The organism is Streptomyces angustmyceticus, assembly GCF_040701845.1.
Taxonomy (GTDB): domain Bacteria; phylum Actinomycetota; class Actinomycetes; order Streptomycetales; family Streptomycetaceae; genus Streptomyces; species Streptomyces angustmyceticus_A.
Genome location: NZ_JBFBHQ010000010.1, coordinates 65,264 through 86,504, shown reverse-complemented (window position 1 = coordinate 86,504; position 21,241 = coordinate 65,264). Strand labels below are relative to the sequence as shown.

Here is a 21,241-nt window from a genome sequence, read left to right as displayed (position 1 = left end):
GATGTCCGTCTACGTCTACTCCATCGTCGCGTCCACCCATCCACGGAAGCTGGACGACCTGCACGGCGTGGGAGACCCCCCGTCCACGCTCCGCACCGTGAAGAGCAAGGAGCTGTCCGCGGTCGTGAGCGACGCACCCGAGGAGTTGCGTCCCAAACGCCGGGACCTCGCCGCCCACCAGGCCGTCCAGGAACGGCTGATGGCCGACGGCACCGTACTGCCCCTGCAGTTCGGCTTCACGACCGCCGACGACGAGGCCGTACTGGCCGTGCTCAAGGAGCGGGTGGAGGAGTTCTCCGAGCGGCTGGCGGCGCTGGAGGGGTGCGTCGAATACCACCTCAAGGCCGCCCAGGAGGAGGACGCGATGCTGCGGCAGATCCTCCAGGAGTCGGACGAGGCCCGCGCGCTCAACGAACAGATCAGAAGCGGCACCGGCGGCCCCGACCTTCCGCTCGCCCTCGGCGAGATGGTCTCCCGGGAAGTGCAGGCACGCCAGGACCGGCTCGCCGCCCAAGTCCTCGACGGGCTGCAGGGGTTCGCCCGGGAGGACCGCACGTCTCAGCCCACCGGGAACGACTTCTTGAGCGTGTCCTTCCTGGTGGAGCGGGACAACGAGAAGAGCTTCGTCGGCGCGGAGCAGGACCTCGCCAAGGAGCTGGGGGAGGACTTCGACCTCCGGCTGCTCGGCCCCCTGCCCGCGTACAGCTTTGTGTAGGGAGTTCTCATGGGCCTGCTGACTCAACTCGCCACCCTTCCCCTGGCGCCGGTGCGCGGCGTGGCCTGGGTCATGGAACGCGCCCTGGAGGCAGCGGAGAACGAGTACTACGACCCCGAACCCGTCGAGCGGGAACTCGCCGAGCTGGAGCGGGCGCTGCTGGCGGGCGACATCGACGAGGAGACGTTCGACCGGCGCGAGGACGAACTGCTGGACAAGCTGGACGAGATCAGGGCACATGTCCAGGGCACCGACACCTGACCGCGGCGGCCGGCGCGGCGGCGGGGCCCGGACCCGCGGTCCGGTCCCCACGCCGGGAGATGAGGGAATCGAGGTGCAGCGGCCGTGAACGAACCCGTCGCCCGGAGGATGGGGGACTACCCGTCCAGGGCCGGCCAGTACAGCGGCCAGGGCTCCTCGGCCAATCTCGCCGACATCCTGGAGCGGGTCCTGGACAAGGGCATCGTCATCGCGGGCGACATCCAGATCAATCTGCTGGACATCGAACTGCTCACCATCAAACTGCGCCTGCTGATCGCCTCGGTGGACAAGGCGAAGGAAATGGGCATCGACTGGTGGGAGCACGACCCGTCGCTCTCCTCCCGTGCCGCCGACGGTCACCACTCGCTCGCGGAGGAGAACCAACGGCTGCGCGCCGAGATCGCGGCCCTGCGCGAGGGCGGCGAACTGCCGGTGGTCGAGGGCGAAGCGGAGTACGAGGACGCCGAGTACGAGGCCGAGGACGAGGAGGAAGCCGAGGACGACGGCGAGGCCGAGGCGGAGGAGTCCGAGGAGGAGAGCCGGCCCGCCGCCTCCCGCCGCCCCGCACGTCCCGCGCGGACCTCCCGCTCCCCGCGTGGCAAACGGGCCGCGCCCGGCTCCCGCGGCAAGCGGCGGGACGACTCATGAACGAGGTCGTCACCTACGCCTATGCCGTCGCGCAGGACGCCGACGGCACGCTGGAGGAGGCACTGGGCGGCCTGCCGGGAGTCGCGGACGGACCGGTGCACCTGGTCCGCGCGCCGCACCACCGTGAGGTGGTGGTCGCGGTGGGCCCGGTCCCGGAGCCGGACTTCGAAGAGACCGCCCTGCGCGCGCACCTGGAGGACCTGGAGTGGCTGGAGTCGGTGGCGCGCGCCCACCACCGGGTGATCGAGGCGCTGGCCGCCCGGACGACCGTCCTGCCGCTCCGGCTGGCGACCGTCTACCTCGACGACGAGCGGGTGCGGCAGATGCTCGACGCCCGCCAGGAGGCGTTCGCCGACCGGCTGTCGGCCCTCGCCGCGCACACGGAGTGGGGCGTCAAGATCTATGTCGAGGCCCCCGCGGCCACCGACCGGCCGGCGACGCCCTCCGCGGACGCGGACCTGAGCCCCGGGCGGGCCTACCTCAGCCACCGCAAGGCCCAGCGGCACGCCCGCGAAGACGCCTACCGGGACGCCGAAGAGGTCGCCCGCCGCGTCGAGGACGCGGCCCGCGGCCATGCGGTCGACCGGGTCCAGCACCGGGTGCAGCAGGGCGAACTCGCCCGCGGCCCGGGGGAGAACGTCATCAACGACGCCTACCTGGTGCCGCTGGAGCACGGCGAGAGCTTCCGCGCCGACGTCCTCCGGGCCGGTGAAGGGCGCTCCGGGGTGCGCGTCGAGGTCACCGGCCCCTGGGCCCCGTACTCCTTCGCCACGCCCCCCGAAGCCGCACCGCTGAAGCGGGCCGCCCCGTGAGGCCGGCGGGCGGACCGCCGGCACGGGCGGACGAGCCACTGCCGGACCGGCAGATCGCCCTGATCGACCTGCTGGACCGGCTGCTCAGCGGAGGCGTCGTCCTCACCGGCGACATCGTCCTGTCCATCGCCGACATCGACCTCGTACGCGTCTCGCTGCGCGCGCTGATCGTCTCCATCAGCGAACAGAACCCGTCCCCGTGGCGCGCCACCGCACCCCTGGCGGGGGACGACGATGACAGCCGGTGACCGCCGCCCCGGGAGCCGCTTCGACGATGTCGCCGATGCGGCCGCCCGCGCCTTCCGGCTGCTGCCCACGACACCGCAGGACATCCGGCCCCCGTCCGGCCCGGGACCGCCCAGGCCGGCCCACCGGGTCAGCGCCGACCCCGACACGGTGGAGCGGGACCTGATCAAGCTCGTCCTCACCCTGGTCGAGCTGCTGCGCCAGCTCATGGAACGCCAGGCCCTGCAACGGGTCGACGCCGGAGACCTCACCGAGGAACAGGAGGAGCGCCTGGGAGCGACGCTGATGATTCTCCACGACCGGATGGTCGAACTCTGCGCCCGCTACGACCTGACGATGCAGGACCTGAACCTGGATCTCGGGCCGCTGGGGACGCTGTTGCCACCCGCCGAATGACCAGGGAGGAGCACGACATGGGCATCGGGAAGAAGACCAGGAACATCGGCCAGATCGTCGAGGGAATGGCCAAGGAGCGGACCGGAAAGGCGCTCGGCAACAAGAGCCTGCAACGACGGGGCAGGGCGGAACAGGCCATGGGGCGCATGAGGCAGACGGTGGAGAAGGGCAGGGACGCCCTCCGGCACTGAGGCGCCCTCAGCGCTGGTTGAAGCGGTCGGCGGCCCGTTCGTTGAGGGCGCCGAGCACACTGCGCAGCCGCCGGGCCGGCGGCTGCTCCCCTGCCGCGACCGTGGACCCGTCGACGGTGCCGCGGGCGCCGTCACGGGGCAGCACCCGGGCGAGCGCCGACGTCAGCCGGGTGGTGGCCACCGGCGCCAGCCCGTGCACCCTGGCGCCGAGCCGGGCGGCCGGCGTCAGCACGATGCGCGGGCGCCGCCGCTGCACCGCGGAGACGATGCGCTCCGCGGCCCGCTCGGCGTTCATGGACAGCACCGGGGCCCCCGCCAGCGCCGAGAACCAGGCGTACTCCCGGCGCCGGTCCCCGCCGAAGAGGGCATGGAGATGCGACCCGGTGCGCATCAGCCCGGGGTGGACCGCCGTCACGGACACACCGTGCGCGCCCTCCTCCGCGTGCAGCCCCTCGGCCAGCGCCGCCACCGCCGACTTGGCGCAGGAGTACGGCAGCAGATGCGGCACCGCGAGCAGCCCCCCGACCGACCCGATGAGAGCCAGCCTGCCGCCGGCCGGGCTGCGCCGGAGGTGGGGGAGCGCGGCCAGCGCGGTGTTCAGGGCGCCGTTGAAGACGGAGTCCATGGCGTCGCGGAACCCGTCGGGTCCCAGTGCCTCCGCCGGCCCGACCTGGATGATGCCGGCGTTGGCGATGACGATGTCCAGCCCGCCGTGGTCCCGGGCGATCTCCGCGAGCCGGTCGTGCACCGCGGCCCGGTCCCGCACATCGCACACCACACCGCGCACCGTGCCGCCGCGCCACTGGGCCAGCCGGGCGACGGCCCTGCCGAGTTCGGCGTCGTCGCGGGCCAGCAGCACCACGTCGCAGCCGCGCCGCAGCAATTGGCGGGCCAGCAGCAGCCCGAGGCCCCGCGAGCCGCCGGTGACGACGGCGGTGAGCCCCTCGATCGGGGGAGCGGCCAGGAGCGCGCGCATGACGATCCCTTCCCTTGGGCGCCGGTCGGCGCAGACGGGCCCGGTCCCGCGGGACACCGCGGCACCGGTCGCCTGCTCCCTCCGACGCTAACGGGCGCCGGGGCGCGGCGTACTGCGCCCACCCGCCGCTGAACTGGGCGTTCGCCCGTGGCTCGGGCCGGGAATCCCGGGCGGCCAGGGGCGACGGCGCCCGGGGCAGCCGCAGGGAAGCGTTCGGCCAGTCAGGCGGCCCGGGCACCACCCGGCGCTCCGAGTAGCGCGGCGCGGCCATCCGGGCTGAAGTGGAAGGTGCCGTACACGGTACGGCGACCGCACCGTGCCCGTGGCCCGGTGCGGCAGCCACCTGCCCAGGTCGAGGAGGACAGCATGCCTGCCGGTTCCAGTAAGAAGCGCGAGCGCCAGTACGAGCACATCAAGGAGGGCGCCGAGGAACGGGGCGCTTCCACGAAGCGGGCCAAGGAGATCGCCGCACGCACCGTGAACAAGGAGCGGGCGCGCGCGGGCGAATCCCGCACGGCGAGCCGGGTCTCCACCCAGGACCGCAAGTCCGCCCCGCAGCGGGGCGGCGAACGCTCCCACAGTGGGGCCCAGGGGCCGACCAGGGACCAGCTGTACGAGGAGGCCAGGAAGCGCGGGATCGACGGCCGCTCCTCGATGGACAAGCAGCAGCTGCGCCGGGCCCTCGGCCGCTGAGCGGCCCCCGAAGGGGTCAGCCGGCGCCGGGCGGCCGTCCGTATGGCACGGGCGGCCGCCCGGCGACGGTGCCGCCGCCCGGCACGACCGCGGCATGTGCCGGCCTGCTCACTCCTCTTCCTCCTCGTCCTCTTCTTCCTCCTCATCAGCGAGTTCGTCCTCGTCCTCGTACTCCTCCTCGGGCTCTTCCTCGTCCTCGTCCGCTTCTTCTTCGTCCTCGTCGTACTCCTCGTCCCCCTCCTCGCCGTCGTACTCCTCGTCCGCTTCTTCTTCCTCGCCCTCTTCGTTCTCGGCCGCTTCGGCCTCCTCGTCCTCCACGGCCTCTTCGTGGGTGCGGACGACCTCGCCGTCACGGATTTCGCCGCGCCAGCCCTCGGGCTCCTCGTCGGTGAGGGTGACGTAGCGCTGGAAATGCTTGAAGTCCAGCCGGAGCCGACGTCCCTGGACCCGCCAGACATTGCCGGTCTTCTCGAAGAATCCCGAGGCGTAGTACTCGACGACCAGCACGATGCGGGTCAGGTTGGGCGCCAGTTCGTGAAAACTGACGGCACCGCGGGTCGAGCCCTTGGCACCTTCGGATGTCCAGATGATGCGTTCGTCAGGCACCTGCTCCTGGACGGTTGCCTTCCATCCCCGGGTGGACGGGCCGACCTTGGCCTTCCAGTCACTGGTCGTCTCGTCGTGCAGCGACACATTGCGCACACCCTTGGTGAAGCCGCTGAACTTCTCGTACTGCGTCCAGTGGTCGTAGGCGGTACGCAGGGGCACCCCGACATCCAGGACCTCGATGATGTTGGTGACCTTCTTGTCCCCGGATTTGCGTTTCTTTCCGCCGAAGAGACCCTTGGCCTTGTCCACCACGGTGTCCTTGACGTTCTCCGCGGTCCCCTTGACGGCGGCCTTGACAGGAGAGTCGCCGCCGAGGAGATTTCCCGCGATCTTGGACAGCGATCCGCCGTTCTCCGCGACGTCGGTGAGCTGCCCCGTCACATCCATCAGTTTGTCGCCGGCCTTCTCGGCCAGGTTCCCCACCCATTTCGTGGCGTAGTCGCCGAGTTCGCCGCGCAGCCGATCCAGTCCCGAGTCCGCGTTGTCCTGTCCCGTCTTGGCCATGACCGGTTACCTCCGGCGCTCGGAGCGCGATGATGTCTTCTTGGCGGTCTTCTTCGCGGCAGGTGCTGACTTCTTGGCCGCGGCGGTCTTCTTCGCGGGAGCCTTCTTCGCGGGAGCCTTCTTCGCCGCGGTCCTCCCGGCCGTCTTCTTGGCAGCGGTCTTCTTGGCCGGGGCCTTCTTCGCGGCCGTCTTCTTGGCTGCCGTCTTCTTCGCCGCGGCCTTCTTCGCCGGTGCCGCCTTCTTGGCCGGGGCCTTGGCGGCGGTCTTCTTGGCCGCCGTGGTCTTCTTGGCGGCGGTCTTCTTCGCCGGTGCCGCCTTCTTGGCGGCGGTCTTCTTCGCCGCGGTCTTCTTCGCTGTGGTCTTCTTCGCGCCCGCCCGTCCCGCTGCGGCCTTCTTCCCGGCGGCCCCCGCGGTGCGCCGTGCCGGAGGCTCCTCGGGCTCCTCCTCCGGTTCCTCTTCCTCTTCCTCGTCTTCTTCCTCGTCCTCGTACTCCTCCTCGGGCTCTTCCTCTTCGTCCTCCTCGTACTCGTCCTCCTCGTCCTCCTCCGGCTCCTCTTCCTCGTCGTACGCGTACTCCCCCTCGTCCTCCTCTTCCTCTTCCTCTTCCTCCTCCGGTTCCAGCCCGATGCCGTCGAGCTTGAGGGAGCGGTCGTGGAGGGTGTCGGCGAGGCCCGTCAGACGGCGGTTGGCGGCCGTCGTCAGGGCCTTGCGGCCCGCGTCCAGCACTTCTCCGCGCAGTTGGTCCCCCAGCTCGGCGACCTGGGGGATCTCGCTGAGTTTGCGTACCCCCTGGGTCACGAGCTGGCGTGGTTCGAGCCCGAATTGCCGTCCGGCGATATACGACGCCACCGTGAGCGCGAACCGGCCCTTCTTCGTACGGCCCAGCACATAGCCGCCGGCAAGTGCGGCGGCCAGCAGGACCTTGGTTCCGTCATTCATGGGTGCGTCACCCTTTCCCGGACGTGTGCTGATCGGCGTTCGTGCGGGCGCCGCCACACAGCGGCGGAGTGCTGCCCTATCTCCAGAGTGATCGGAGTCCTGACAGGCGCATCTCGAGCGGTCCGGAGGGCTCTGCGCGGTCACCCTGAGGAGGTATCCGGTCCTGCTGCGTGGCGGGGTGCACGGCGGGTCGTACGGGTGTCGCGCGGCGTGAACGGCGGCGCGTCACGGCAGGTGTGCGGGAGCCGGGTGACGCACCTAGGCTCGGAGGTATGCCCGGAACGCGCCGTGCACCGTCTCGTGTGGGAGTAGGGGGAGCGCGGTGTGTTCGCGGGCGCCGGATGTCCGCGCGCCCGTTGGCCGTTGCGGCGGTGGTGGCACTGCTGGCGGCGTTCGGCGGAACTCCGGCCGCCGCGGCAGCCGATGACCCGGATCTGACCTCGTTCTACCAGCAGAAATTGTCGTGGGAACACTGCGGGAAGGACCTGCAGAACGGCGCGACGACCGACAGCGCGGCACAGCCGCCCGGTTTTCGGGGGCGGCTGGAGTGCGCCCGCCTGGAGGTGCCGCGGGACTACCGCAACCCCGAACAGAGCACGATGCAGGTCCAGCTGATCCGGCTGAAGGCGACCGGGCCCGGCAAGCGGCTCGGCTCGCTGGTCATCAACCCCGGAGGCCCGGGTGCTTCCGGCGTCAACTATCTGATCGACAGCGGGAGCGCCTTCGCCCGTCTGGGACAGCGCTACGACATCGTCAGCTTCGACCCGCGCGGCACCGGCCACACCGACCCGGTCTCCTGCGGCAGCAAGCTCGCCCCGTCCGCCGGCGGCGCCGACAGCCTCGCCGCCAAGGAGAAGCGCATCAACGACGCCTGCGGCCGCTACTCCGGCGGGCTGCTGCGGTGGGTGGGCACCCCCGATGTCGCCCGGGACATGGACGTCCTGCGCGCCGCGGTCCGGGACGACAAGCTCAACTACCTGGGGTTCTCGTACGGCACCAAGCTCGGTGCCGTCTACGCCCATGAGTTCCCCCGCAAGGTCGGCCGGATGGTCCTGGACAGCGTCGAGGACCCGACCAAGAACACCTGGCAGACCGCGTTGTCCCAGGCCCGGGGCTTCCAGCGGGCGCTGGACGACTTCGCGGCCGACTGCACCCGCCGCACGGACTGCCCGCTGGGCACCGACGAGCACAAGGCACAGGACCAACTCCGCGACTGGTACCGGAAGTTGGGTGACCGGCCGATGAAGGCGAACGGGGAGACGGTGGACGAGACCAGCTATGTGTACGCCCTGCGCGAGGCGATGTACAGCAGGAGCGACTGGCCCCAGCTGCGCCAGGCGCTGGCGCAGCTGGGACGCGGCGACGCCTCGGGGATCCTCCGCCTGAGCGACACCGGCGGCAGCAGCGCCGCCCGCAACGCCGCCGTCCCGGCCCGGCGGGTCGGCCAGGACGAGCTGCCGTCGCAGGACCAGCTCTCCCTCCGGGCGATCGCCTGCCGGGACACCTCCGAACGCTACGACGGACGCGACTACCCCCGGGCGGAGCGCGAACTCACCAAGGCCTCACCGCTGTTCGGCCCGGACATCGCGCCGACCCTGCTGGACTGCTACTCCTGGCCGGTTGCGGGCGACGACGCCTCCCGTGACGTCGCGGCGCCCGACGCACCGCGGATGCTGCTCGTCGCGACCACCAACGATCCGGCGACCCCGTACCAAGGCGCCTTCAACATGGCCCGTGAGCTGGACAATTCCAGCGTCGTGCTGACCTTCCGCGGGGAGGGGCACGCCGCCTACACCACCGGTGACCCCTGTGTGCAGCGCCGTGTCGAGGACTTCCTGCTGGACGGCACGCTGCCGAAGGGCCCGGTCTCCTGCGGCTGAGGGCGGACCCGCGGCGGCGGAGCGGGGGCCGTGCCGGCGACTACCGGTAGTAGCGGTTGTCCTCCACGTCGACGACGGGGGCGCCGGGGGACGGGGGCTGGGTGCGCCGCCGCTTGAGGATGCTCACGTACGTGGCGAGGCCGATGACGCCGACGATCATCATGATGATCCCCACCAGGTCGACATTGATCCCGGCTATGTGCCAGTCGACGGCGAACGTGAGGATGGCCCCCACCGCGAGCAGACCGATGCACCCGCCGATACCCATGGCGTCAGCCTCCGTAATTGTTCGGTCGTCAAGGCCTGTTGAGGGGCGCGTACCCCGGCGCGGGCACCTTATGTGCGGATTTCCGGGTGGCGGGCGGACGGGTCGCCTCCGACGGGGGCTCAGCCGGCCCGCCGTCCGCCCCTGCTCGCGGTCTTCTTCGCCGGGGCCGACTTCTCGGCGGCGGCCTTCGTCGCGGCGGTCTTCTTGGCGGTGCTCCTCGCGGCGGCGGACTTCTTCGCGCCCGGCTTCGCCTCCGACGCCGCTGCGGTCTTCGCCGTCTTCTTCGCCGTGCCCTTCTTCGCGGCCCGGCCCGGCCCGGCACCGCCCGACGCGCCCTCGTCCGCCTCCTCGCCGCGGGACTTCTTGGCCGCGCGGACACTGTCCTGAAGGGCCGCCATCAGGTCCATCACCTGACCAGCCGGCCGCTCCTCGCCCTCCGGGAACTCCGGCTCGCGATGCGCCAGCTTCGCCGCCACGATCTCTTCGAGCGCCTCACGGTAGTGATCGTGCAGATCGTCCTCGGACAGCTCCCCGAAGGAGTCCATCAGGGCTTCGGCGGCCGACACCTCGTTGCGGGCGACCTCCGCCTGCCGCTCGGGCAGTACCCCGTCCATCGGGCGGATCTGGTGCGGCCACAGCAGCACCTGCATGACCAGCGCGCCCTCCATCGGGCGGATCATCGCGAGCTGCTCCCGCCCGTGCAGCGCGATCTTGCCGAGCCCGACGCGCCGGTGCCGCTCCATCGCCTCGCGCAGCAGGACATAGGGCTTGGCCGCGGCGGGGCTGTCGATGCCCAGGTAGTAGCCCTTGCCCATCTGCAGCGGGTCGATGTCGCCGCCCGCGACGAAGGCCAGGATCGTCAGCGTTTTCGCGGTCGGCAGCGGCAGCGCGTCCAGGTCGTCGTCGCTCAGCGGTACGACGGTGTCGCCGCCCTCGGGCTTGTAGCCCCGGCCGATCTCGTCCGGCGGGATCTCGATGCCCTCCAGCGAGCACACCGGCTGGTTGCGCACCCGCCCGCCGTCCGCCGTGTGGATCCGCGCGAAGCTGACCGAGGTGGAGCTGTCCGTGGCGTTGTACGCGGCGACCGGGATCGTGACCAGGCCGAAGCTGATGGAGAACTTCGCCGTGGGGCGCATGGGGGCCGCCTTCTTCGGAGCCATTCGGCACCATGCTAGGCGGGGCGGACGGGGCGTACATCTCCTACGAATCCGGGCGTGCCGATCGGGTGACGGTGGCCCGCCACCGGCGCCGCGCCCGGGCAAGGCCCCGCCGACCTGCCGCCCCGCCGCTCAGGCGGACGCGGCCGTCACCCGGCCCTCCCGTACCGCCTCCCTGAGCGCCTGGTGATCGAGCTCGTTGCGGTCCGCGTAGCGCTCCGCGAACCGTGCCACCGCGTCGTCGAAGACGCTGCTCCTGCCGAGGTAGGCGCCGATCGCGATCCGGTCGCCGGACCTGGCGTGCGCGCGGGCCAGGGTGGCCCCGCAGCGCACGGCGAACCGCCGCATGCCCGTCGGCACCATCGCATCCGTCGGCATGATGCCCTTCCAGTCACGCAACTGGCGCAGGTAGAAGTCGCGTTGACGCCCGTCGATGCCGGTGGTCCGCTCCCAGCCGAGGAAGATGTCGCCCGCGGCCTGCATCAGGCGCTGGCCGGCCACGACGCGTTCGCCCTGGTTGGTGTGCGGGCCCTGCCCGGCGTAGGGGGCGAGCACGGACTCGTCCGCCTCCTTCGCCTGCAACAGCAGCGGGTCGTCCAGGTCCTTGCCGAGCAGCAGCACGATCCAGCAGCGGGTGCCCACACTGCCGACCCCGACGACCTTGCGCGCCACGTCCACGACCCGGTACTGCTCCAGCAGCCGGCGATGGTCCGACCGCAGACTGCGGGCGTAGCCCCGGACCATGCCGTGGATCTGGTCCACCAGCTGGTCCCGCTCGAGGTCCGGCAGCAGATCGTCCAGCGGCACGATCAACGGCGGATCGGCGGCGATCCGCACCTGACCGCCGCTCCTGCGGGTCAGCTTGCGATACGCCTGCACGGTGTCGCGCGTACGGGCCTCCGCGATGGTGCGGGACAGCGCCGCCCGGCCCCGGTCGTCCAGTTGCTCGGCCTCCTCGGCCTCCACGTCGGCCATGTCGGCGTGGGCGTACCAGACCTCCAGGGTGCGCATGTCCGCATAGCTGCGCATCTGCTCGCGGTAGGACGCACAGGCGGCCCGGACGATGCCGGTCCGCACCTTCTCGGGGAAGCCGTTCCCCCGCCCCGCGATGGCGAAGCTGGCCGCCAGCCGTTTGACGTCCCACTCCCAGGGCCCGGGAAGGGTCTCGTCGAAGTCGTTGATGTCGAACATCAGATGGCGCTCGGGGGAGGCCAGCAGCCGGAAGTTCAGCAGATGGGCGTCCCCGCACAGCTGGGTGCGCAGCCCCGTGGACGGGGTGGTGGCCAGATCCGCCGCCATGATGGCGGCGGCGCCGCGGTAGAAGCGGAAGGGTGACTCCAGCATCCGGCCGTAGCGCAGCGGCACCAACTCCGCTACCCGCAGGGCCGACTGCCGCTCGATGATGTCCACCGGATCGTCACGGGCGGGCGTGGCAGTGAACTCCGCATGACGCGAGCGGGGCACTTCGGAGCGAAGTGCCCTGCCCTGTTCCGCGCGTTCCTGCGGGGTGGGTACGGAGGTCATGGCCCAGGCCGGATCGGTGGTTCAGGTCACCGGGAGACCGAGTCGTGATGGTGGTTGCCCGTACACAGTGCCCACATGATGAAGATGTTGATGGCGACCAGCACGATCGCCCAGAACGGGTAGTGGGGGATCCACAGGAAGTTCGCCAGCGCGCCGAAGCCCGCCAGGATGACACCGATCGTCCGCGCCCACAGCGCGCCGGTGGCGAGCAGGGCGACACCCGCGAGCAGGATGACGATGCCCAGGATGAGGTGGATCCATCCCCAGCCCGTGAGGCTGAAGGAGAACACGTAGTTCCGCGTGGTGACGAAGAGGTGGTCCTGGGCGATGGCGGAGATGCCCTCCAGGAAGGTCATCGCGCCACCGAAGATCATCAGAACTGCGGCGAAGGCGGTCCAACCGCCCACGCTGTGCTTCTGAGTGGCCATGGGTCACTCCTCACTTGAGAAACCTGGCCGTCCGAACCGGACCTGCCGACCGTCGTGCAGTGCAGTCAACGGTGGCACACGACCCGGTCAGCCGCATGTCAGGGACGTTCGAAGGCCTGCAGAACCCCGGCCCCCGCGAAGCACAGCGCTCCCGTGAGGGTCCCCCCATTGGCGATGCCGACGTTGACCGGGCTCCGGGTCTCCGGCCGGGTGAAGGCGGCCAGTGCGGCCACCATGAAGAGCACCGACCCGAGCTGGTTGACCACGACGATCCACCAGCCGATGCTGCGCCGGTGCAGGCACAGCGGACGGTGGCAGACCTCGACGACCGCCAGTTGCCCCGAGATCAGGAACAGCAGGCAACCGATCATGTCGGGCGCCCAGACCAGCCGGTTCATCTGCTGGACCGTGAGCCCCTGCAGAAACGAATCCAGCAGGTTGACGCCGAACACCAGCGTTCCGGCGAACAGCACGAACGTGCTCACCCAGTCGATCCGGCCCGGCTCGTAGCTCCACCACCGGAAGCGGTGCACGGTCAGCGCACCCGCCCGGCTCTCCCGGCGCGGAGCGTTGATGGCCTGGACGAGGGAGGCGTAGCCGCCCAGGGTGAAGAACACGCCGCCGACGAAGTAGATCGTGGCGGTCGCGGTGGGGCCGGCGGAGTCGAACTGGGCGAGCGCCGCACCCAGGGCGAACAGCGCCCCGCCGACGACGAAGGAGACCGCCGCGGTGCCGTTGAGCCGGCGCAGCCGGACCAGCGTCGCCTCGTCGGCGCGCCGCGGGCTGCTCCGGGTGGCCCCGGCGGGCCGCACCGCGAGGGTCCCGCGCTTGCGGGCCGCCCGCGACTCCCAGACGGCGGTGTCACCCGCATCGAGACGCCAGGTCAGCCGGGTGGTGAACGGCCCCGCGCGTTCGGCGCACTCCTCGGAATTCCCCACCCGCCGAGCCTAACGATCCCGTACGGGAAAGCCGGTAACGCCTCGTCGGATCGTGGCGTCGTCGGGGCGGGCGGGACGTTGCCCGGCCGGTGCGGAGCCGCCGGGGGGAGCGGGCTCAGCTCTGGGCCGTGGGCCGGACGACGATCTCGTTCACATCCACGGCCGCCGGCTGCTCGACGGCGAACGCGATGGCGCGGGCGATCGCCTCCGGCGGTATCGCTAGCCGGTCCCTCATCTCCGCGATCTGCGCTCTGACCTGCGGATTCGTCGAGGCTTCGGCGAAGTCGGTGTGGATTGCACCGGGCGAGACGGTGGTCACCCGCAGGGCGTCACCGGCCTCCTGGCGCAGGCCCTCGCAGAGGGCGCGGACGGCGACCTTCGTGGCGGCGTAGACCGCCATGGCCGGGACGACGCGGAAGGCGGCCGTGGAGGCGGTGGTGATGAAGTGGCCCGTGCCCTGCGCCCGGAAGACCGGCAGCGCCGCGCCGATGCCGTGCAGGACGCCCTTGAGGTTGACGTCGACCATCCGGTCCCACTCGTCGACGCGCAGATCGTCGAGCGGCGAGATCGTACCGGCCCCGGCGTTGCCGACCAGCACATCGAGCCGGCCGAACCGTTCGACGGCCAGGGCGACCAGGGCGTGCAGATCCTCCCGCCGGGTCACGTCCGTGCGCGTCCGGACGGCCGTGCCGCCCGACGCCTCGATCCGCGCCACCAGATCCGCGAGGCGCTCGGTCCGGCGCGCGCCGAGCACGAGCCGGGCGCCCCGCTCGGCGAGCAGCAGCGCGGTCGCCTCACCGATGCCGCTGCTCGCTCCCGTGATCGCCACGACCTTGCCGTCGATTCCCGCCATGGTGTCTTCCTCTTTCTTCTCGCTCGCTGCCGGTGCCGGCGCACGCCCGGAACGCCGCGGCGCACCCGGGGCCGCCCGGCGCCGGGAAGACCGCGGTGAGAGCCCATGACCCCCACGCGGAACCCAGTCTGCGAGGAGCTGAGCCTGGTATCCAGAATGCGTTTATTCTGGAACTAGAATTGCCACCATGCACAGGCAGCCGGAGCAACGCCGTGAACTGGGCGCATTCCTGCGCAGCCGCAGGGAGCGGCTCACCCCCGAGGAGGTCGGCCTGCCGGCCACCTCCCGGCGGCGGACGCCGGGGCTGCGCCGGGAGGAACTGGCGCTGCTCGCCGGGATCAGCGCCACCTGGTACACGTACCTGGAACAGGGCCGCGACATCCGCGCCTCGGAACAGGTGCTCGACGCCCTGGCCTCGGTGCTGCGCCTCGACGCGTACGAGCGCGGGCATCTGCGCCGCCTCGCCGGGCACGCACCCGCGGCCGGAGCGGAGGAACCCGAGCCGCTCGCCGCCGAGGTGGCGGCCGTGCCCCTCCTGCTCCAGCCGCACCCGGCCTACATCATCGGCGGCACCTACGACGTGCTCAGCTGCAACCCGGCGGCCGACGAGCTCTTCCCGAACCTCACCGCGGCGGCGGACCGGCCGGCGAACTTCGCCCGCTGGGTGTTCCTCGATCCCGCGGCCCGGGACGTCCTGGTCGACTGGGAGCCGGACGCCCGCGGCCTGCTCGCCCGGCTGCGGACGCTGGCCGGACGCCACCCGGGCGACCCCCGCTACACCCGGCTGATCGACGAGCTGAAGGCGGGCAGCCCGGAAGTGCGCGACTGGTGGCCGCGGTACGACGTCCAGGACCGGCACGGCGGCCGCAAACGGCTGCGGCACCCGCGACGCGGGACGGTCGACTTCGCCTACACCGCGTTCCACCTGGCCGGGCAGCCGGAACAGACGCTGGTGATCTATTCCGACGACGGGGCCGCGACGCCCACGAGGGCGACGGGGCGGACGACGTGAGGACGAAGCGGCAGCGCGGCAGGGCCTACGGCCGGGGGCGCGGGGCGGGCTGACGGCGGGTGGCGTGGATGGAGCCGAGGAGGCTGAGCGCGTGCGCGCTGGGGCTCTCCGGTTCGGCCTGGTAGACGACGAGTTGCTGTCCGGGGGCGTCGCGGACGTCGAAGGCCTGGTAGGTCAGGGTGAGCGGGCCGACGTCCGGGTGGAGGAAGTGCTTGGCGTCGCGGGTCTTGCCGCGCACCGTATGGGTGTTCCACAGGCGGGTGAACTCCGCGCTGTGCCCGGTGAGGACGGTGAGGAGTTCGCGCAGCCGCGGGTCGTCGGGTGCGAGCCCCGCCGCCTGGCGCAGGTTGGCCACCGTCACCTCGGCGGTCCAGTCCCACTGTGCGTAGAAGGGCCGGGCCGCGGGGTCGAGGAACGCCATACGAGCCAGGTTGTCGGCGGGCTCGAAGGGGGAATACAGGGCGTCGGCCAGGGCGTTGGCGGCGAGGATGTCCAGGGCCCGGTTGATCACGAACGCCGGGGTGTGCGGGCAGCCGTCCATCAATTGGCCCAGGGTGGTGCTGACCGTCTCCACGGTGGGGGCGAACCGGTCGTCGGGGACGGCCCCGGCCAGCCGGAACAGATGTGTCCTGGCGTCCGCGTCGAGGCACAGGGCGCGGCCGAGGGCATCGAGCACCTGCGGTGAGGGGTGGCGCTCGCGGCCCTGCTCCAGGCGGGTGTAGTAGTCCGCGTTCACACCGGCCAGGACGGCGACCTCCTCGCGGCGCAGTCCGCTGACTCTGCGGAGCCCGTAGCTCGCCATGCCGACGTCCTGTGGCCGCACGCCCGCCCGGCGGGCCCGCAGGAAGTCTCCGAGGTCGTTGTCAGCCATGCCCGTCAGGTTAGGCCGCGGGCCCGGCGCGGTGCCTGGGTGTGACGCACCCGGGCACGATGCGACCTGGCCGGGGCCCGGCGGCCCGCGCAGCATCGGTCGGCGGGGCGTCCCGGATGCGCCCCGCCGCCGGCCCCCCCCACGAGGCGGCATCCACTGCCGCACGGCACGGGGCGGCCCGGCGAAGGAACAGGACGACGGAGACGAGGACTTCAGCCCATGAGCGGACGTTTGCACGGCAAGGTCGCGCTGATCACCGGCGCGACCGGCGGCATCGGAGCGGCAACCGCCGAACTCTTCGCGCGGCAGGGGGCGCGGCTGGTCCTCACGGACGTGGACCGGCAGCCGCTCGCGGAGATGGGGGAACGGCTCGCCAAGCACGGGGGCGAGGTGGTCACCGCGGTCCTCGACGTCACCTCGGCCCGGGCCTGGGACACCGTGATCGCCACCGTGCGCCGGCGCTTCGGCCGCCTCGACGTCCTCGTCAACATCGCGGGCATCGTGGACTGGCCCGGTATCGAGGACACCGACGAGACGTCCTGGGACCGGGTCGTCGAGGTGAACCAGAAGGGCACCTGGCTCGGCATGAAGGCGGCCATGCCGCTCCTGCGGGCGAGCGGCCGCGGGTCGGTGATCAACACCTCGTCGGTGCTGGGGCTGGTGGGCGGCGGCGCCGCTGCCGCGTACACGGCGTCCAAGGGCGCCGTCCGTCTGCTGACGAAGACCGCGGCGGTCGAGTACGCCCGCGACAACGTACGGGTCAACTCCGTCCACCCCGGCGTGATCGCCACGCCCATGATCCAGGACCTGCTGGACGAACAGGGCGACCGGCAGCCGGACATCGTGCGCACGCCCATGGCCCGTGCGGGCCGGGCGGACGAGGTCGCCCCCGCGATGCTCTTCCTCGCCGGCGACGAGTCCTCGTTCGTCACCGGCTCCGAAGTCGTCGTCGACGGCGGGCTCACCGCCCACTGACGCCGCGCGCCCGCCGGGCGGTGCCCGGGGCGGGGACCGGGCCGGGCGCGGGGCCGGGCTCCGGGCCCGGCGTCGGCGGTGGCGGGTTCGGGGGGACGGGGTCCGGCTCGGGCGTCGGTGGCGCAGGAGGTACGGGATCGGGTCCCGGGGCGGGGACGGGGCCGGGTGCCGGGCCCGGCGTGGGTCCGGGCGGGCCGGGGCCCGGACCGGGAGTGGGCGGCACCGGGTCCGGATGGCCGGGGCCCGGCGGTCCTGGGGGCTGTCGCACCGTCATCTCCTCCTCCTGCGTCGCTCCTCGGCGGCCGAGCGCCGCACGCTCGCACCGCTGCGGCATGCTGCTCTCCTTGCCGGTCCCGCGCCGACCATGCGGAAGCGGTCCGCACGGCACCCGGCTGCCGGGCACTCTGCTGCCCGGCGTACGGGCACGGGGCGTACCGGCGTACGGGCACGGGGCGTACCGGCGCACGGGCCGCCCACCCCACACTCTGCGACCCCGCGGGGCGCCCGGCGACACGGGAGGCGAACGGACGCCCCGCGTGCCCCGCCACCCGGATGCGCGAGCGTACGACGGGCCAAAGCGGGTAACCCCGCCCGCATGAAGACCTCGGACAGCGGCACAGGCACGGGAACGGACACCGTGCGCGCGGGCCGCCGCACGGTCGAGATCCACCGGCCGGACAAGGTGCTGTTCCCCGACGACGGCCTGACCAAGGCCGACGTGGTCGGCTACTACCGCCGGGTGGCCGCCTCGATGGTTCCGCAGCTGCGGGGGCGGCCGCTGATGCTGGAACGGCTTCCGGAGGGGCCGGGCGGCCCGCAGTTCATGCAGAAGGACACCCCGGACCACTATCCCGACTGGATCCGGCGGGTGCGGGTCGCCAAGGAGGGCGGCACCGTCACCCACACCGTCTGCGACGACAAGGCGACCCTCCTCTTCCTCGCCGACCAGGCATGCCTCACGTTCCACCGCTGGCTGTCGCGCGCCGGCCGCCCCCACCACCCGGACCGGCTGGTGTTCGACCTCGACCCGCCGGGCCCGGACTTCGAGGCGGTACGCGAGGCCGCCCGGCAGCTCTGCGCGCTGCTCGACGAGCTCGGCCTGCCGTCCCTCCTGATGACCACCGGGTCCAAGGGGCTGCATGTCACCGTTCCGCTGGACGGCGCGGGCGACTTCGACGCGGTACGCGGCTTCGCCCAGCAGGTGGCACAGGTGCTGGCGGAGCGTCATCCGGACCGGCTCACCACCGCCGTGCGCAAGAAGTCGCGCGGCGACCGGCTCTACCTCGACGTCCAGCGCAACGCCTACGCGCAGACCGCGGTCGCCCCCTGGTCGCTGCGCCCGAAAGCGGGCGCCCCGGTCGCCGCGCCGATCAGCCGGGAGCAGCTGGACGACCCGCACCTCACGGCGCAGAGCTGGTCGTTGCAGGACGTCGCCGCCGTCCTGGAGCAGGCGGGGTCGCGGCCCTGGTCCGGGGTGCCGGCCCGGGGGTGTTCACTGCGTCCGGCACGGCGGCGGCTGGACGCGCTGCGGTGAGCCGCTCGTCCCGGGGCCTCACGGCCCCGGCTCCGCCTCGTCCGCTTCGGGCGCGCCGTCCACCGCCGCGTCCAGGTGGCGCCGCTCCCGGTGGGCCCGTGCCCGGTCCCCCGGCGAGGCCTCGGTGACGTCCAGAAAGACCTGGTCGGCGATCGGCCATCGCTCCCGGACGGCCGTCTTCAGCCGCACCAGGACCTCCTCGACCTCTTCGCTGTCCAGTCCGGCGGCGAGGTCGACACGGGCCGCGACCAGCGTCGACCGGGTCCCCAGCCGCATCGACAGCAGGGTGGTCACGGTGTCGATCTCCGGCTGTTCCTCCAGAAAATTCCGGAGGGCCCGGCGCAGCGCCGGGTCGGCGGCCTCCCCGATGATCTGGCCGCGCGACTCCTTGGCGAGCTGGTAGGCGACGAACACCAGCAGGGCGCCGATGATCATCGATGCCCAGGCCTCCCACTGCACCTCGCCGGTGATCATGTGAAGTCCCACGCCGAGCATGGCGACCACCACACCGAAACAGGCGGTCGAGTCCTCGGCCAGCACCGTCCGCAGCGCGGGGTCGTCGGCCGACCGGATCGCCTTCCGCATGCTCTGACCGGCCTGCCGGGCCCGGCCGCGGACCTGCGACAGCGCCCGGATCAGCGAGGAGCCCTCGGCGACCAGCGCGACGGCCAGCACGATGAGGCCGACGACATAGCCCGTACGGGTCTCCGCGTGGTCCGCGCGCAACGCCTCGATGCCCTGGAAGAAGGAGAAGCAGCCGCCCATGACGAAGATGCCGACGGCGGCGAGCAGGGACCAGAAGTACCGTTCCTTCCCGTAGCCGAAGGGGTGCTTGCTGTCGGGCGCGCGGGTGCTGCGTTTGAGCGAGGCGAGCAGGAAGATCTCGTTGAGGCTGTCGGCCACCGAGTGCGCGGCCTCGGAGAGCAGCGCGGGTGAGCCGGTGAACAGCCCGCCGAGCAGCTTGGCCAGGGCGATCACCAGATTGGCGCCGAGCGCCACGAAGACGGTGACGGCGGTCCGGGCGTCCTCCTGGTCCGTGCCCCCGTCGGGGCGGCCGGCGGGGTGTCCGGTGGCGTGGTGCGCGGCCTCAGCGTGCCGGGACAAGCGTCGCCTCCCCGTCGTCGGTGGGACAGCCGCCGCGAGCGTAGCCGCCGGGGCGTGGCTCCGCACCCGGTGCGCCGTTGCGCCCCATGGAGCAGCGGCGGTTTCCCGCCGTGCGGACCGGGGACGGTGACAGCACACCACCCAACGGACCGGCAAAGGACAGCGCGTGGCCCGTACTTCCCCCTGCGACCTGCGGCGATGTACCGGGGGCGCGCCATGAGTCCCCGCGGCGGACAGCGGGCCCTCGCGCACGCCCTGCTGGGGCGGCACGGCGAGACCTTCGCGGCACAGAGCGGCATCCGCCTCGGCAACACACCGCAGCCGCTGTACCAGGTGCTGGTACTGGCCGGGCTGCTCAGCGCGCGGATCCGCGCGTCGGTGGCGGTCGCGTCCGCGCGCGCCCTGTTCGACGCGGGGATGCGCACGCCGCGGCGGATGGCGGAGGCGACCTGGCAGCAACGGGTCGACGCCCTGGGGGAGGGCGGCTACCGGCGCTACGACGAGCGCACCGCCACCCAGCTCGGTGACGGCGCCGCACTGCTGCTGGACACTTACGGCGGCGATCTGCGGCGGATGCGGGACGAGGCCGGCGGCGACACCGCCGCGCTGCGCGGCGCGCTGCGGAAGGTGCCGGGCCTGGGGCCCGCGGGCTGCGACATCTTCCTGCGCGAGGTGCAGGGCGTCTGGCCCGAACTCGCCCCGTATCTCGACGCCAAGGCCGTCCAGGGGGCGGAGCGGCTGGGCCTGCCGGGCGACGGCCGGAAGCTGGCCCGGCTGGTCGGGCCGGACGATGCCGCCGCCTTCGCCTCCGGCCTGGTGCGCGCGGCCCTCGACCGCTCGGTCGTCGAGGACGTACGGGCGGCGGCGGGGTCCTGACCTGCGGGCGGCCGGCACCGGCCCTGCGCCCGGGAGCACAGCCGCCCCTTCCCGCCGTCACACGACCAGCGCCGCCAGCAGGGTGACGCCCGCCAGGAACCAGGCGACGTAGTCGCCGACATGACCGGAGTGCAGCCGGCGCGGCGGACCGGCCCGCTGCGCCGGCTCCTGGCGTACCGGACGGCGCACGGAGACCAGGGCGAAGGCCACGGCCAGTGCGGTGGCCAGCAGGCCCCACAGGACACCGGAGAGAGCCCAGTGCGGCGGGGAAGTGGGCGCGGGCGCTGCCGCCCTGCCGTACAGGACGGCCCCGACGTAACCGGCGTGGTCGGTGAAGGCGTCGGCGGCCCGGCCGACGCCCGTGCGCAGGCCCGGGACCAGACCCACCGCCAGCGCCCCGGCGAGCAGCACCGCGCCCCCGGTCACCGCGGAGACCAGGACGCACAGCACCGCACCCAGCACGGCGGTCAGCACGCCCAGCACCAGCAGCGCCCGGTGCGCATCCGGCGCCGGGATGCCGCGGGGCCCGCGAAGACCGTCCAGTAGACGCGGGCCGTGCCGTACAGGCCCAGTTCGACCATGACGCCGGACAGCAGCGGCGCCGCCGCCCACCGCCCACTCCAGCGTGTCCACGGGGCCGATCAGGACGAGCCACAGCCCGGTCAACCCCGCCCACCAGCCGAGGAGCTCGGCTCCCGTGGCCAGCCGTCGAGCCATCCGCGTACCTCCTGAGGCCCGGGTAGCCGGGCCTCAGGCTGGCATGCCCGGGCGCGGCCGCCCCGTCACCGCGCCGCGCGGCACTCCGTCGGAGGCGGACGCCTGACGGCCCGG

At 72.5% G+C, this 21,241-nt stretch carries 25 protein-coding genes; 13 read left to right on the top strand and 12 right to left on the bottom strand.

All coding sequences use genetic code 11. From position 1 onward, the window contains the following. Window position 1: 1 nt before the first annotated feature. The 7 genes from AB0411_RS22225 (at window position 2) to AB0411_RS22195 (ending at window position 3,269) form a co-directional block, all read left to right on the top strand. Window positions 2-715, top strand: a complete 714-nt coding sequence (locus AB0411_RS22225) for a GvpL/GvpF family gas vesicle protein (protein WP_366419012.1) — start codon at window positions 2-4, stop codon at window positions 713-715. Between the two features lie 9 nt (window positions 716-724). Further along, window positions 725-976, top strand: a complete 252-nt coding sequence (locus AB0411_RS22220) for a gas vesicle protein GvpG (protein ID WP_086716421.1) — start codon at window positions 725-727, stop codon at window positions 974-976. Window positions 977-1,060: 84 nt separating this feature from the next. Beyond that, on the top strand, window positions 1,061-1,624 hold the full coding sequence (locus tag AB0411_RS22215) for a gas vesicle protein (RefSeq protein ID WP_437042909.1): 564 nt from the start codon (window positions 1,061-1,063) through the stop codon (window positions 1,622-1,624). After that, entirely contained in the window at window positions 1,621-2,436 is an 816-nt protein-coding gene (locus tag AB0411_RS22210; RefSeq protein WP_366419011.1) for a GvpL/GvpF family gas vesicle protein, read from the top strand. Before AB0411_RS22215 ends, AB0411_RS22210 begins: the two co-directional genes overlap by 4 nt. Continuing rightward, on the top strand, window positions 2,433-2,684 hold the full coding sequence (locus AB0411_RS22205) for a gas vesicle protein (protein WP_260637460.1): 252 nt from the start codon (window positions 2,433-2,435) through the stop codon (window positions 2,682-2,684). The genes AB0411_RS22210 and AB0411_RS22205 overlap by 4 nt, the downstream gene beginning before the upstream one ends. Next, window positions 2,671-3,078 carry a gas vesicle protein K gene (locus AB0411_RS22200; RefSeq protein WP_086716425.1) on the top strand — a complete coding sequence of 136 codons (408 nt, stop codon included), beginning with the start codon at window positions 2,671-2,673 and terminating at the stop codon, window positions 3,076-3,078. The genes AB0411_RS22205 and AB0411_RS22200 overlap by 14 nt, the downstream gene beginning before the upstream one ends. A gap of 17 nt (window positions 3,079-3,095) precedes the next feature. After that, window positions 3,096-3,269 (top strand): CsbD family protein, encoded by a 174-nt coding sequence (locus AB0411_RS22195; RefSeq protein ID WP_366419010.1) that lies wholly within the window; start codon window positions 3,096-3,098, stop codon window positions 3,267-3,269. Window positions 3,270-3,276: 7 nt separating this feature from the next. Here the strand turns inward: AB0411_RS22195 and AB0411_RS22190 are convergent, their stop codons facing one another. Further along, complete coding sequence (locus AB0411_RS22190; RefSeq protein ID WP_366419009.1) at window positions 3,277-4,245, bottom strand: SDR family NAD(P)-dependent oxidoreductase; 969 nt, start codon at window positions 4,243-4,245, stop codon at window positions 3,277-3,279. Between the two features lie 366 nt (window positions 4,246-4,611). Between AB0411_RS22190 and AB0411_RS22185 the strand changes: the two genes are divergently transcribed. Beyond that, window positions 4,612-4,938 (top strand): plasmid stabilization protein, encoded by a 327-nt coding sequence (locus AB0411_RS22185; RefSeq protein ID WP_366419008.1) that lies wholly within the window; start codon window positions 4,612-4,614, stop codon window positions 4,936-4,938. Window positions 4,939-5,046: 108 nt separating this feature from the next. Here the strand turns inward: AB0411_RS22185 and AB0411_RS22180 are convergent, their stop codons facing one another. Together AB0411_RS22180 and AB0411_RS22175 are read right to left on the bottom strand one after the other, a co-directional pair. Next, window positions 5,047-6,051, bottom strand: coding sequence for an SRPBCC family protein (locus tag AB0411_RS22180; protein WP_366419007.1), 1,005 nt, complete (start codon window positions 6,049-6,051; stop codon window positions 5,047-5,049). Between the two features lie 6 nt (window positions 6,052-6,057). Then, the gene (locus AB0411_RS22175) at window positions 6,058-6,990 is read right to left on the bottom strand and encodes a histone H1-like repetitive region-containing protein (RefSeq protein WP_366419006.1); all 933 of its coding nucleotides are present in this window, start codon (window positions 6,988-6,990) and stop codon (window positions 6,058-6,060) included. Between the two features lie 341 nt (window positions 6,991-7,331). On the opposite strand from AB0411_RS22175, the gene AB0411_RS22170 reads away from it, so the two are divergent. Next, window positions 7,332-8,870, top strand: coding sequence for an alpha/beta hydrolase (locus AB0411_RS22170; protein ID WP_366419005.1), 1,539 nt, complete (start codon window positions 7,332-7,334; stop codon window positions 8,868-8,870). A gap of 40 nt (window positions 8,871-8,910) precedes the next feature. On the opposite strand, the gene AB0411_RS22165 is transcribed toward AB0411_RS22170, so the two are convergent. The 6 genes from AB0411_RS22165 to AB0411_RS22140 form a co-directional block, all read right to left on the bottom strand. Continuing rightward, entirely contained in the window at window positions 8,911-9,138 is a 228-nt protein-coding gene (locus tag AB0411_RS22165; RefSeq protein ID WP_086716430.1) for a DUF6458 family protein, read from the bottom strand. Window positions 9,139-9,257: 119 nt separating this feature from the next. Then, window positions 9,258-10,274 carry a Ku protein gene (locus tag AB0411_RS22160; RefSeq protein ID WP_366419101.1) on the bottom strand — a complete coding sequence of 339 codons (1,017 nt, stop codon included), beginning with the start codon at window positions 10,272-10,274 and terminating at the stop codon, window positions 9,258-9,260. A 153-nt stretch (window positions 10,275-10,427) separates the two neighbouring features. Beyond that, the gene (locus AB0411_RS22155; RefSeq protein ID WP_366419004.1) at window positions 10,428-11,819 is read right to left on the bottom strand and encodes a DUF2252 domain-containing protein; all 1,392 of its coding nucleotides are present in this window, start codon (window positions 11,817-11,819) and stop codon (window positions 10,428-10,430) included. A gap of 26 nt (window positions 11,820-11,845) precedes the next feature. Further along, the gene (locus AB0411_RS22150) at window positions 11,846-12,247 is read right to left on the bottom strand and encodes a DUF7144 family membrane protein (RefSeq protein WP_366419003.1); all 402 of its coding nucleotides are present in this window, start codon (window positions 12,245-12,247) and stop codon (window positions 11,846-11,848) included. A gap of 98 nt (window positions 12,248-12,345) precedes the next feature. Next, window positions 12,346-13,185 carry a hypothetical protein gene (locus AB0411_RS22145; RefSeq protein WP_366419002.1) on the bottom strand — a complete coding sequence of 280 codons (840 nt, stop codon included), beginning with the start codon at window positions 13,183-13,185 and terminating at the stop codon, window positions 12,346-12,348. A 115-nt stretch (window positions 13,186-13,300) separates the two neighbouring features. Then, window positions 13,301-14,038 carry an SDR family oxidoreductase gene (locus AB0411_RS22140; RefSeq protein WP_366419001.1) on the bottom strand — a complete coding sequence of 246 codons (738 nt, stop codon included), beginning with the start codon at window positions 14,036-14,038 and terminating at the stop codon, window positions 13,301-13,303. Between the two features lie 187 nt (window positions 14,039-14,225). On the opposite strand from AB0411_RS22140, the gene AB0411_RS22135 reads away from it, so the two are divergent. Further along, window positions 14,226-15,050 (top strand): helix-turn-helix transcriptional regulator, encoded by an 825-nt coding sequence (locus tag AB0411_RS22135; protein ID WP_366419000.1) that lies wholly within the window; start codon window positions 14,226-14,228, stop codon window positions 15,048-15,050. Between the two features lie 25 nt (window positions 15,051-15,075). Here the strand turns inward: AB0411_RS22135 and AB0411_RS22130 are convergent, their stop codons facing one another. After that, window positions 15,076-15,921, bottom strand: coding sequence for a helix-turn-helix transcriptional regulator (locus AB0411_RS22130; protein ID WP_366418999.1), 846 nt, complete (start codon window positions 15,919-15,921; stop codon window positions 15,076-15,078). A gap of 219 nt (window positions 15,922-16,140) precedes the next feature. On the opposite strand from AB0411_RS22130, the gene AB0411_RS22125 reads away from it, so the two are divergent. Together AB0411_RS22125 and ligD are read left to right on the top strand one after the other, a co-directional pair. Beyond that, window positions 16,141-16,896: an SDR family NAD(P)-dependent oxidoreductase gene (locus AB0411_RS22125; RefSeq protein ID WP_366418998.1), complete on the top strand. Its 756-nt coding sequence runs from the start codon at window positions 16,141-16,143 to the stop codon at window positions 16,894-16,896. Window positions 16,897-17,491: 595 nt separating this feature from the next. After that, a complete protein-coding gene (gene ligD, locus AB0411_RS22120; RefSeq protein WP_366418997.1) occupies window positions 17,492-18,430 on the top strand; it encodes a non-homologous end-joining DNA ligase in 939 nt (312 codons plus the stop codon). 18 nt (window positions 18,431-18,448) lie between these two features. On the opposite strand, the gene AB0411_RS22115 is transcribed toward ligD, so the two are convergent. Continuing rightward, a complete protein-coding gene (locus AB0411_RS22115) occupies window positions 18,449-19,534 on the bottom strand; it encodes a cation diffusion facilitator family transporter (RefSeq protein ID WP_366418996.1) in 1,086 nt (361 codons plus the stop codon). A gap of 216 nt (window positions 19,535-19,750) precedes the next feature. Between AB0411_RS22115 and AB0411_RS22110 the strand changes: the two genes are divergently transcribed. Further along, entirely contained in the window at window positions 19,751-20,410 is a 660-nt protein-coding gene (locus tag AB0411_RS22110) for an endonuclease (protein WP_366418995.1), read from the top strand. A gap of 57 nt (window positions 20,411-20,467) precedes the next feature. On the opposite strand, the gene AB0411_RS22105 is transcribed toward AB0411_RS22110, so the two are convergent. After that, window positions 20,468-21,127, bottom strand: coding sequence for a hypothetical protein (locus tag AB0411_RS22105; RefSeq protein WP_366418994.1), 660 nt, complete (start codon window positions 21,125-21,127; stop codon window positions 20,468-20,470). Window positions 21,128-21,241 lie beyond the last annotated feature (114 nt).